15 protein-coding genes are annotated in these 10,521 nt (G+C 75.2%); 9 read left to right on the top strand and 6 right to left on the bottom strand.

What is annotated here, in order from left to right; genetic code table 11:
- From VGL20_04325 to VGL20_04345, 5 genes are all read left to right on the top strand, one after another.
- The coding region (locus VGL20_04325; GenBank protein ID HEY2702896.1) for a hypothetical protein at positions 1–522 on the top strand (522 nt) is incomplete at its 5' end.
- Between the two features lie 32 nt (positions 523–554).
- The gene (locus tag VGL20_04330) at positions 555–1,298 is read left to right on the top strand and encodes a thioesterase family protein (GenBank protein ID HEY2702897.1); all 744 of its coding nucleotides are present in this window, start codon (positions 555–557) and stop codon (positions 1,296–1,298) included.
- 91 nt (positions 1,299–1,389) lie between these two features.
- A complete protein-coding gene (locus VGL20_04335; GenBank protein ID HEY2702898.1) occupies positions 1,390–2,130 on the top strand; it encodes an ABC transporter ATP-binding protein in 741 nt (246 codons plus the stop codon).
- A complete protein-coding gene (locus tag VGL20_04340; GenBank protein ID HEY2702899.1) occupies positions 2,127–3,458 on the top strand; it encodes an ABC transporter permease in 1,332 nt (443 codons plus the stop codon). The genes VGL20_04335 and VGL20_04340 overlap by 4 nt, the downstream gene beginning before the upstream one ends.
- Complete coding sequence (locus VGL20_04345; GenBank protein HEY2702900.1) at positions 3,455–4,222, top strand: SGNH/GDSL hydrolase family protein; 768 nt, start codon at positions 3,455–3,457, stop codon at positions 4,220–4,222. The genes VGL20_04340 and VGL20_04345 overlap by 4 nt, the downstream gene beginning before the upstream one ends.
- Positions 4,223–4,246: 24 nt before the next feature.
- On the opposite strand, the gene VGL20_04350 is transcribed toward VGL20_04345, so the two are convergent.
- The 4 genes from VGL20_04350 to VGL20_04365 form a co-directional block, all read right to left on the bottom strand.
- Positions 4,247–4,462 (bottom strand): hypothetical protein, encoded by a 216-nt coding sequence (locus VGL20_04350; GenBank protein ID HEY2702901.1) that lies wholly within the window; start codon positions 4,460–4,462, stop codon positions 4,247–4,249.
- Between the two features lie 73 nt (positions 4,463–4,535).
- Positions 4,536–4,715: a hypothetical protein gene (locus VGL20_04355; protein HEY2702902.1), complete on the bottom strand. Its 180-nt coding sequence runs from the start codon at positions 4,713–4,715 to the stop codon at positions 4,536–4,538.
- Positions 4,708–5,124 (bottom strand): hypothetical protein, encoded by a 417-nt coding sequence (locus VGL20_04360; GenBank protein HEY2702903.1) that lies wholly within the window; start codon positions 5,122–5,124, stop codon positions 4,708–4,710. Before VGL20_04360 ends, VGL20_04355 begins: the two co-directional genes overlap by 8 nt.
- Positions 5,121–6,041, bottom strand: coding sequence for a LysR family transcriptional regulator (locus tag VGL20_04365; protein HEY2702904.1), 921 nt, complete (start codon positions 6,039–6,041; stop codon positions 5,121–5,123). Before VGL20_04365 ends, VGL20_04360 begins: the two co-directional genes overlap by 4 nt.
- Positions 6,042–6,202: 161 nt before the next feature.
- Here VGL20_04365 and VGL20_04370 point away from each other — a divergent pair, with 161 nt between their 5' ends.
- From VGL20_04370 to VGL20_04385, 4 genes are all read left to right on the top strand, one after another.
- The gene (locus tag VGL20_04370; GenBank protein HEY2702905.1) at positions 6,203–7,972 is read left to right on the top strand and encodes an ATP-binding protein; all 1,770 of its coding nucleotides are present in this window, start codon (positions 6,203–6,205) and stop codon (positions 7,970–7,972) included.
- A complete protein-coding gene (locus VGL20_04375; GenBank protein HEY2702906.1) occupies positions 7,962–8,651 on the top strand; it encodes a response regulator transcription factor in 690 nt (229 codons plus the stop codon). The genes VGL20_04370 and VGL20_04375 overlap by 11 nt, the downstream gene beginning before the upstream one ends.
- 252 nt (positions 8,652–8,903) lie before the next feature.
- On the top strand, positions 8,904–9,359 hold the full coding sequence (locus VGL20_04380; GenBank protein HEY2702907.1) for a DsrE/DsrF/DrsH-like family protein: 456 nt from the start codon (positions 8,904–8,906) through the stop codon (positions 9,357–9,359).
- 99 nt (positions 9,360–9,458) lie between these two features.
- Positions 9,459–9,851 (top strand): hypothetical protein, encoded by a 393-nt coding sequence (locus tag VGL20_04385; GenBank protein ID HEY2702908.1) that lies wholly within the window; start codon positions 9,459–9,461, stop codon positions 9,849–9,851.
- Between the two features lie 9 nt (positions 9,852–9,860).
- On the opposite strand, the gene VGL20_04390 is transcribed toward VGL20_04385, so the two are convergent.
- Entirely contained in the window at positions 9,861–10,217 is a 357-nt protein-coding gene (locus VGL20_04390; GenBank protein HEY2702909.1) for an antibiotic biosynthesis monooxygenase, read from the bottom strand.
- Positions 10,217–10,521 (bottom strand): hypothetical protein (locus VGL20_04395; GenBank protein HEY2702910.1); only part of this gene is annotated, 305 nt, incomplete at its 5' end. The genes VGL20_04395 and VGL20_04390, both read right to left, overlap by 1 nt.

Consider the following 10,521-nt stretch of genomic DNA (forward strand, 5'->3'; position numbering starts at 1 on the left):
GAACCCGGCCCGTCCGCGACGGCGGCGGCCGCGGCCAGCCCCACGCCGGTGGTGCTGCCGACCCTGTTCCCGACGTTCACCCCCCGGCCCACACCGACGCCGGCTCCCACCCCGGCGCCGACCGCCACCCCCAGCGCGGCCGGTCCGCTGACCGCGACCGGGGTGCGCCGGCTCGCGTTCCAGCCCTGCACCGCGGGCGCCGGCGGCTTCGTCTGCCCCTTCAGCGTGACCTTCGACTGGAACGACCCCGCGGGCACCGGCGGCACCATCGCCTGGCACCTCGGCGGCCGGGTGGTGAGCCGGACCAACAACTGCACGCCGGTGCCGTTCGCGGTGCCCGAGACCACCAACGTGCCGCCGGAGCAGGCGGGGGCGCACACCGCGACCATCACCGGCACCCTCACCGTCTCCTCCGACCCCGCCGCCCCCGGCACCCAGACCCCGTCGACGGCGTCCGCCTCGCTCGACGCCGGCGGCGGCTCGGCCGGGCCGGTCTCCTTCTTCGGCGGCTCGACCTGCTGAGCCCCGCCCTCTACCGGCGGGAGGGCGACCTGCTGGTTCCCAGCGAGCACACCCGCGGGCCCTGGGACCCGGGCGCACAGCACGGCGGACCACCCGCGGCGCTGCTGGTGCGGGCGATCGAGGCGGCACCCTCGGTGGTCCCCATGCAGCTGGTGCGCTTCGAGGTGCGGCTGCTCCGGGCGGTGCCGCTCCGGCCGCTGCGGGTCAGCTCCACGCTGGTGCGCGACGGCCGGCGGGTGCAGCTGGTCGAGGCGGCGCTGCACAGCGACGGGGTCGAGGTCTGCCGCGCCACCGGGCTGCGGATGCGCATCGCCGCGGGCCTGGAGCTGCCCGCCGGCGACGGCACCTCGCCGCCGCCACCGGCGCCGGAGCAGGGCCGGGTGTCCGACCACGAGCCCCAGGGGACGGCCTTCATCGAGACCGGGGTCGAGCTGCGCTTCGTGCGCGGCTCGATGCGCCCCGACGGGCCGGCCACGGTCTGGGTGCGGCTGCTGCACCCGGTGGTCGAGGGCGAGGAGCCCTCACCGCTGATGCGCGTCGCCGCCGCCGCCGACTTCGGCAACGGGGTGAGCTCGATGCTGCCCTGGGAGAGCTCGCTCTTCATCAACCCGGAGCTGACCGTGTACGTCCACCGCCCCCCCGCCGGGCAATGGATCTGCCTGGACGCCCGCAGCGAGCTCAGCCCCGCCGGGGTGGGGGTCGCGCACAGCGTGCTCAGCGACACCCGCGGCTCGATCGGCCATGCTCTCCAGGCGCTGCTCGTCGACCGGCGCTGACCCCGACCGCCTCAGCCGCGCCGCCGCCGGCTCGGGCGATTCGCACCAGGGCTGATCTCCGGAAATCGCCTAGAGTTTTGCCGATGGAGCGTTGCCGCCGTCCGACCTGCCCGGCGCCGAAGCCGGCCGGCCCCGGTTGATCGACCCGCATCCGCCCGGCGGCGCCGCCGTCCGGATCCGTGGCCTCGAGCACGAGTACGGGCGCGGCGGCCGCCGCCTCCAGGTGCTCCGCGGCGTCGACCTCGACATCGAGGCCGGCGATCACATCGCCCTCACCGGCCCGTCGGGGGCGGGGAAGAGCACCCTGCTCTCCCTGGTCGGTGGCCTCGAGCGGCCGCAGCGCGGGGAGCTGCGAGTGGACGGCCAGGAGCTCTCCCGGCTGCGCGGCGACGCGCTGAGCGGCTACCGCCGGCGCACCGTCGGCTTCGTGTTCCAGCACTTCGGGCTGGTCCAGGTGCTCACCGCACGCGAGAACCTCGAGCTCGCCCTCTCCCTGTCCGGGGTGCCGCGGGCGATGCGCACCGCCCGCGCCGAGGCGCTGCTCGGCCAGGTCGGCCTCGGCGACCGCGCCGACCACCGTCCCGCCCAGCTCAGCGGCGGCGAGCAGCAGCGGGTGGCGATCGCCCGGGCGCTCGCCCACCGGCCCCGGCTGCTGCTCGCCGACGAGCCCACCGGCAACCTCGACGAGGACGCCTCGGCCCTGGTGCTCGACCTGATCGACCGGCTGCGGGCGGAGAGCGGCTGCACCCTGGTGGTGGTCACCCACAACCCGGCGGTGGCCGCCCGCGCCCCCCGGAGGGCGCGCCTCGCCGCCGGGAGGGTGCGGGCGTGAGCCACCGCGACGCGCTGATGCTGGCGGTGCGCAGCCTGCTGCGGCGGCCGCTGCGCAGCGCCCTGACCGTCGCCGCGGTGACCCTGGGGACCGGCCTCCTGGTGGCGCTCACCGCCATCGCCGGCACCGCCGACAGCCGGATCATCAACGAGCTCGGCAGGGGCGGCCCCGCCTCCGCGATCAAGGTGGTCGCCGCCGAGCCCGACCCCTCGGCGCCGGACACCGATCAGCTGCGCACCGGGCGGCCCCGCGACCTCGACGAGGCGGCGGTGCGCGCGATCCGCCGGGCCCCCGACGTCGCCTCGGTGGAGGGGGTGCTCCAGACCCCGGTCGAGGTCATCGCGCTGCCCCCGCTCCACGGCCTGCGCACCGGCGCCGGCGGCAGCCAGCGGCCCACCCCCTTCGAGGACAACCTGGTCGGCGCCGACCTCAGCCGGCCTCGCGACCTGCCGGTCACCGTGCTCGCCGGCCGGCTGCCCGCCACCCACTCGCTCACCGAGGTGGCGGTGACCCTCGGCTACCTCGACCGCCTGACCCTGAGCGTCGACCACCCCGAGGAGGCGCTCGGCACCGAGATCGAGTTCGGCGCCCCGCAGGTCGAGACCGGCAGCACGGTGCGCCTCCGCGGCCGCTGGTTCCGGGCGCGGGTGGTCGGGGTGGTCGCCCAGCAGGTCGGCGACGGCGACTTCCTCGTCCCCCTCGACCAGACCCGGCTGGCGCGCACCTGGGAGCTCGGCGGCGGCCAGGACCCCGACGGCAACCGGCTGCCCACCTCCCCGTACAGCGGGCTGATCGTGGTCGCTTCCAACCTCGACCAGGTGCACACCGTCCGCGCCTCGATCACCGTGCTCGGCTACGCCACCAGCGCTCCGGAGCACCTGGTCGCCTCGGTGCTCAAGTACCTCCACGTCGTCGACATCGTGCTCGGCGGCATCGGCACCATCGCCCTGGTGATCGCGGTGCTGGGGATCGCCAACGCGCTCTTCGCGGCGGTGCGCGAGCGCCAGCGCGAGATCGGCGTGCTGAAGGCGATCGGCGCCCGCGACCGCGACGTGCTGCGCTGGTTCGAGCTCGAGGCGCTGCTGGTGGGCGCCGCGGGCGGGGTGCTGGGGGGCGCCCTGGGCCTCGGCGTCGCCGCGGTCGTCGGCGGGGTGGTCAACGGCTACCTGGTCGCCCAGGGGCTCGACGGCATCGACCTCGGCAGCATCCCCTGGGGCCTCGGCCTGTTCGGGGTGGCGGGGAGCATGGTGCTCGCGGTGCTGGCGGGGGCGCTGCCCGCGCTCCGCGCCGCGCGGCTGCCCGCCCGCGACGCGGTGGGCTCGCTGTGAGCCGCCGCGCGATCGCGGCGCTGCTCGGAGCGGTGTCGCTGCTGCTCGCCGGCTGCAGCCCCGGGCCGACCGTGCGCACCGCCGGTGTCGCCCTCCCCGGCGCGGGCGACGGCCCCACCCTCGTCGACGTCGCCGTCGGCGCCAGCGAGACCGTCGGCGCGGGCACCCAGGACCGGCTGCGCTCGGCCTGGCCGCAGCTGCTCTACCTCACCGCGCTGCAGCGGGGCGCGGTCTTCTACAACTTCGGCATCCCCGGCGCCACCGTGGCCCAGGCGCTGGCCGCCGAGCTGCCCCCGGCGCTGGCCGCCCGCCCCGACCTGGTCACCGTCTGGCTGAACGTCAACGACCTGCTCGCCGCGGTGCCGGTGGCGCAGTACGAGAGCCGGCTGACCCGGCTGGTCCACGCCCTGCGGCGGAGCGGCGCCACCCGGGTGCTGGTCGCCAACACCCCGTGGCTCGACAGGCTCCCCGCCTACCTCGCCTGCCTGCCCGACGCACCGGTCACCGCCGCCCCCTGCGGCCTGACCGGGATGTCGGCGCCGCCGCCGGCGGCGCTGGACGCGCTGGTGGACGAGTACAACGCGGCCATCGCCCGGGTGGTGGTGCGCGAGGGCGCGGAGCTGGTCGACCTGCACGCCTTCGGGGAGGTGCCGGAGCTGCATCCGGAGTACGTCAGCGAGGACGGCTTCCACCCCAGCGAGAGCGGCCACGCCGCCATCGCCGCCGCGTTCGCCGCGGTGCTCCGCCGCTCCCGCGGCACCTGAGCGTCAGGACCCGGCGGCGCCGGCTCAGCCGCCCGGGGACGCGGCTCCGAGCCGGCGCAGCAGCCCGCGGATGGCGACGCAGGCGGCGGCGACCCCGGCGGTGAACCCGACGGTGTCGGCCCAGTCGCCGGCCAGCGGCCGGCTGGCGGCCACCACCACCGGCGTCACCACCGCGGCGGCGAGGACGATCAGGCCCAGCCGGAGCGTCAGGGTGCGGTCGGGTCGGGGTGCCCGGGACATGTGCTGTCAGCCTACGCCCGGCGACCGGGGTGCGGTAGCGCGATGAGGGTTCCTCATCCGGATCGAGAAACTGTCAATCATGGCCGCGGTCCACCCAGGGGGGCACCCGGCCGCCGTTGGACTCGGCGACCGCCCTGCGCTCCTCCGGTCGCATCATCCGCCAGCAGCGGAAGCAGAGACGGCGGCCGGCGGGGAGCTCGGTCACCTGGCAGAGCATGCACAGCGCGGTCAGGGGCGGGCTCGGCTCAGCCATCACCGCGCAGCCGCCGCCCGACCAGCTCGGTGACCCGTGCGGTGAGCCGGTCGCAGAGCTCGCCGGCGGCGCGGCCGGCCTCGGAGACGCTGACCCCGTCGCCGCCCCAGGCCGCCACCGCCAGCCCGGCGCCCAGCAGCACCTCGATCTCCGGTGTCGGCTGATCCAGGGCGCCGCTGCGCAGCGCCCGCAGCGCCGTCCGCCGCCTGCCGTCGGCGACGGCGCCGAGGACGCCGGTGAGCATCTCCTCGACCGCGGCGGCGAGGTCGTCGCCGTTCGCCACCAGCCGATCGCGGTGGGTCGGCCCGGTGGCGGTCTCGTCGAGGGCGTCGAGGCGGTCGCGCGCCTGGATCCGGTGCCAGAGGCGGTCGGCGACGCCCTCGGCGAGGGCGTCCACCGTCTCGGTCACCCCGCCGCGGCGCGCGGCGCGCCCACCGCGGCGATGGCGCGGACGTGGGTCGCGAAGGCGCGCGCCGCGTCGTTGCGGGGACCTCCCTCGACGTGCACCATCCGGAAGAAGCGGGAGAGGTCGACGCCGTCGACGTCCACCGCCGCGACCTCGCCCTCGGCGACCGCCTCGGCGACGCTGGTGCTGGAGAGCAGCGCCACCCCCATCCCCGCCGCCACCGCGGTGACGATCGCGCGAACGCTCGAGAGCTCGATGCGCAGGTTGAGCTCGGCGAGCGACACCCCGAGCCGTTCCTCCACCAGCGCGCGGCTTCCCGAGCCCGGCTCGCGGGCGATCAGCGGCGCCTCCAGCAGCTCCTCCCGGGTGATGTGGCAGCGCTCGGCGAAGGGGTGGTCGTGGGCGCAGACCACCACCATCTGGTCGCGCTGGTAGGGGGTCTCGACGAGGTGTCCGCCGGTGCTGAGCGAGCCCTCGACCAGGGCGACGTCGAGCTCGCCGGCGAGCACGGCGTGCTCGATCTCCCGGGTGTTCTGCACCCGCACCGAGACCCGCACCTCGGGGTGGTCGCGGAGGTAGTCGGAGAGCATCAGCGAGAGCGAGTGGTCGGCGATGCTCAGGGTTGCGCCGAGGCGGAACTGGCCGCGGACGCCGGAGCGGATCGCCGCCGCCTCGCGCTCCAGCAGCGCACCCTGCTCGACGATGGCGCGGGCGCGCTCGAGGACGACCTCGCCGGCCCGGGTGAGCCGCCAGCCCGGGGGACGGCGGTCGAGCAGCGCCAGCCGCAGCCCGCGTTCCAGGCCCGCGACCTGCACCGACACACCCGACTGGCTCAGGTGCAGCCGCTCCGCCGCGGTCCGGAAATTGCGGGTCTCGGCGACCGCGCAGAAGGCGCGGAGCTGGGTGAGCGTGATGTTCAGGCTGGCATCCCCCCGGCAGTGCCGTCACCGAAACCACCATTATCACCCGCCATCGGAGCCTCTGTGCGGGCGTTCGGGGGAACGGCGCCCCGCTCCGCGCATTCGCCGGTATCGCCGTCGGCGTGGCTGTGGTACACCCGCCGTCGAGGAGGCCCCAGCTTGTGATTGACGTCCGCCCACACACCCGGCCGGCGGCGGTGTCGTCCCCGGCGGTCGCCGGGACGGGCTCGCACCTGACCTGGGCGCTGGTCTGGTGGCGCTGGCTGGCGTGCGCGGTGGCCGCGGCGGTCTGGAGCGTCCGCGGCTCCGGGCACGACGGCGCCCGCGGGGTGGCGCTGGTCGGCACCGCGGTGCTCGCCACCGCGGTCGTCACCGTCGCCGGCCGGCACGGCTGGGAGGCGGTCCGCCGGCACCCGTCGCTGCTGGTGCCCGACCTCCTCCTCGCCGCGCTGCTGATCGCCCTCGGCGGGGTCGACAGCTTCCTCCTCTACGCGCTCGCGCCGGTGCTCGCCGGCGCCATCCTGCTGCCCCGTGGCCTCGGCCTCGCCGTCAGCCCGGCGGCGCTTCTGGTCGCCTGCACCGCCCTGACCCTGGCCGGGCTGCGACCCCCCGGGGGCCCGGAGCCGGGAGCCCTCACCTGGGCGGTCGCCGCCGGCGCGGTGCTCGCCTGCCTGGTGCTCGCCGAGGCGGTCCGCGCCGCCGACCGCGCCGCCGAGGACGCCGCCTGCGAGGCGGCGCTGCGCTCGGCGCTGGAGCACAGGAACGCCGAGCTGCTGCAGCGCAACCGCGAGCTGCAGGCCTTCGAGGAGATCGCCTCGACGATGCAGACGACCATGGACGTCACCGAGGTGCAGGAGCGGGTGGTGGTGGGGGTCACCGAGCTGCTCGGCTACCCCCGTGCGGTGCTCGGGCTGTGCGACCCCACCGAGACCCGGATGACCGGCTGGCTCGCCGCCACCGGCGGCCGCCGCACCCCCGGCGTCGGACACCTCTTCGACCTCGACCTCGGCGCCCGGGACGGGGTGCTGACCCACGCCCTCGAGCAGCGCGCCCCGAGCATGGTGGGCACCGAGGACGCCGAGTCCGACGCCGACCGCAGGCTGATGGCGCTCTTCGGGCCGGAGCCGCGGTCGATCGTGGTGGTCCCGGTGCGCTGCCGCGGGCACCTGGTCGGCGGCCTGCTGGTGCAGGCGCCCACCGACGGCGCCGCCCTCGACGCCGAGACCTCCGCGATCCTCGAGCGGCTCGCCACCCAGGCCGGGCTCGCCCTCTCCAACGTGCGCCTGTGCGTGGAGCGGACCCAGAAGCTCACCCAGGAGCAGGAGCGGATGCGGATCGCGTCCGACATGCACGACGGGATCGCCCAGGCGCTCTTCGGCATCGTCTACCAGCTCGACGGCTGCGCCCGGCAGGCGGGCTCGGAGTCGCCGATGCGCCGCCTGCTCGAGGAGCTGGGGCAGGTCGCCCAGGACGCCCTCGAGGAGGTGCGTCACGCCATCTTCGACATCTGGCCGGCGCACCTCACCGAGACCGAGCTGCTCACCGAGCTGGGCAGCTCGGTGCAGTCGCTGGCGCCCGGGCTGACCCTGCGCACCGCGGTGCCGGCCGGCTTCGGCAGCCTCGACATCGAGGTCCGCAAGGTGATCTTCCGCATCGCCCAGGAGGCGGTCACGAACGCCGCCAAGCACGCCGAGGCCCGCCACGTTCGGGTGCAGGTGGGCATCACCGTGGAGGAGGCGAGCGTGGAGATCACCGACGACGGCGTCGGCGTCCCGGAGATCGACGGCCGCCTGCCGGATCGGGGCTTCGGCCTGCGCAGCATGGCGGAGCGGGCGCGCGCCGCCGGCGGCACCCTGACCGTGGAGCGGCGGCCCGAGGGCGGCACCCGCGTGCTCGCCCGGCTGCCGCGGCTGAGCTGCCGTGTCGATTGATCCCGCAGGTCCGGCAGCGGCGCGGCCGCGGCTGCGGGTGGTGCTCGCCGACGACCACGACGTGGTCCGGCGCGGGCTCGCGATGGTGCTCGAGGCGGAGTCGGAGTTCCAGGTCATCGGCGAGGCGCGCAACGGCCAGGAGGCGATCGAGGCGGCGGTGCGGCTGCGTCCCGACCTGGTCCTGCTCGACGTGAAGATGCCGGTCCTCGACGGTGTCCAGGCGGCCAAGCTGATCAAGCAGGAGGCGCCGGAGGTGCGCATCCTGATGCTCACCGGGATCACCGCCTCGCCGGCGACGCTGGCGATGTTCCAGGGCGCCGCCGACGGCTACATCCTCAAGGACGCCACCCCCGGCGAGCTGCTCGACGCGGTGCGCACCGTGGCCGCGGGCAAGCCGTACCTGCAGGGCTCGATCATCCGCCGCCTCTTCGGCGCCGTCCCCCTCGAGGCCGAGCAGAACGAGGAGACGATCATCGCCACCCCGCTCACCCCGCGGGAGGTCGACATCCTCCGGCTGATGGCCACCAGCCACACCAACCGCGAGATCGCCACCCAGCTCTTCGTCAGCGAGGAGACGGTGCGCACCCACGTCAAGCACATCCTCCGCAAGCTGGCCCAGCCGGACCGCACCCAGGCCGTGATCGCCGCCGTCCGCGCCGGCCTGCTCGACATCGGCTGAACCCGGGTTCACCCCGGGGGATGGCCCGGCGTCACCCGACGGGGGGACGCGATCCGACCGCCGACGCAGTACGATCAGCATTCACACCCGGTCGAGCGACTGCATTCCTCGGAGGCCGCGATCGCAATGGCACTGGACGTCGAGGGGGCCACCACCTCCGTTCTCACACCCGAGCTGGACGCGGCCATCCGCGAGCGCGTCGACAGCTACCTCGCCGAGCAGAAGGCGAAGGAGAGGAAGCGCCAGAAGAGGATGGCGATCATCTCGACCAAGGGCACCCTCGACTGGGCCTATCCCCCGCTCATCCTGGCCAGCAGCGCCGCGGCGATGGGCTGGGAGGTGGGCATCTTCTTCACCTTCTACGGGCTGAACATCATCCACAAGCAGAAGGGCAGGAAGCTGGCCGTCGCCCCCCTGGCCAATCCGGCGATGCCGATGCCGGTGCCCAACCTGATCGGCGCCATCCCCGGGATGACCTCGATGGCGACGACGATGATGAAGAAGCAGTTCAAGGGCAAGGGCGTGGCCGGGATCGACGAGCTGCTGCAGCAGTGCATCGACCTCGGCGTGCGGCTGATGCCCTGCCAGATGACCGTCGACGTCTTCGGCTACAAGGCCGGCGACTTCATCCCCGAGGCCGAGCCCGGCTGCGGCGCCGCCGCCTTCATCCGCTTCGCCTCCGAGGCCGACGTCAGCCTCTTCGTCTAGCGGTGCCTCGCTCCGGCTGCAACGTCGTGCGGACGTGAACGGTCCTTAACAACGCACGGAGCGCAGCAATCGCTCCTTCGGAGCACGGGGTGAGACGCGTTGGCAATCTCTGAGACGGGACTGGTCGCCACCGGGCGGGCGATCGCCGAGCGGCGCCGCGGCCAGGAGGAGCGTGACCGCGACCGCGGGCTCAGCGGGCTCATCGAGGACATCGACGCCGTCCTCGACGGCCTCGAGCAGCTGCATCTCCTCGACCAGCATCGGGTGCCGGCCTCGTACGCCGCGCGGTTGGAGCACCTGTCCGCCAGCCTCCCCGCCGACGTCCGCTGCGACCTCCCCACCGGCACCACGATCGCGCGCCTGATGGAGACCCTCTACGCGATCCAGGGGAAGCTCATGAGCCGGAGATCGGGACGGACCGGCGATCCGGGTCGGGACGACACCGCACCTCGCACCCCACCCGACGGCTGGTACTGGTCGGGGCTTCGGTGAGCCGGACGGTCAGCTGCGGTGCGTCCTCTCCGGGTGCGGCTCGCGGACGTCGAGGCGGCGGACCGGCATCGGGAGCAGCGCGGAGTCGGAGAGCGGCACGGTGGTGAAGTTGCGCACCACCGGGCGCAGCCGGGCGAGGTCGCGGCTGCCCTCCTCGGAGCTGTAGGCCCAGGTCGACCAGCTGGCGGCGTCGTCCCACTCCTCGAGGGCGACCACCTGGGGCGACCCCGGGCCGGCGTTCTGCCAGACGTCGAGGCGGCGGAAGCCGGCGCGGCGGTTCCAGTCGACCACCATCGCGCGCAGCCGCACCGCGTGCTCCGCCTCCATCCCCGGGGCCACGTCCCAGCTCAGCAGCACCCGGAACATCAGCGGACCACCTCGACGGGGAGGAAGCAGGCGGTGGCGCTGCGGCCGCCGTCCACGCCGGTGGCGGCGAGGGCGTCCCGGACCAGCCCGGCGACGTCGTCGGCGGTCACCAGCCAGAGGTCGTCCGCGGGCAGCACCGCCGCCACCCGCTCGCGGGCGTCGCCCGCGGTGGCGCCGCGGAGCGCGGCCTCGACCGACTCGACCACCCCGCGCTCGGCGAAGAAGTCGCCGCGGAGCTGCAGATCGCGCACCCGGCCGTCCTCCTGCCAGCAGCGCACCACCACCATGCCGCCGCGGGTCTTGC

Source organism: Candidatus Dormiibacterota bacterium (assembly GCA_036495095.1).
Taxonomy (GTDB): Bacteria; Chloroflexota; Dormibacteria; order Aeolococcales; family Aeolococcaceae; genus CF-96.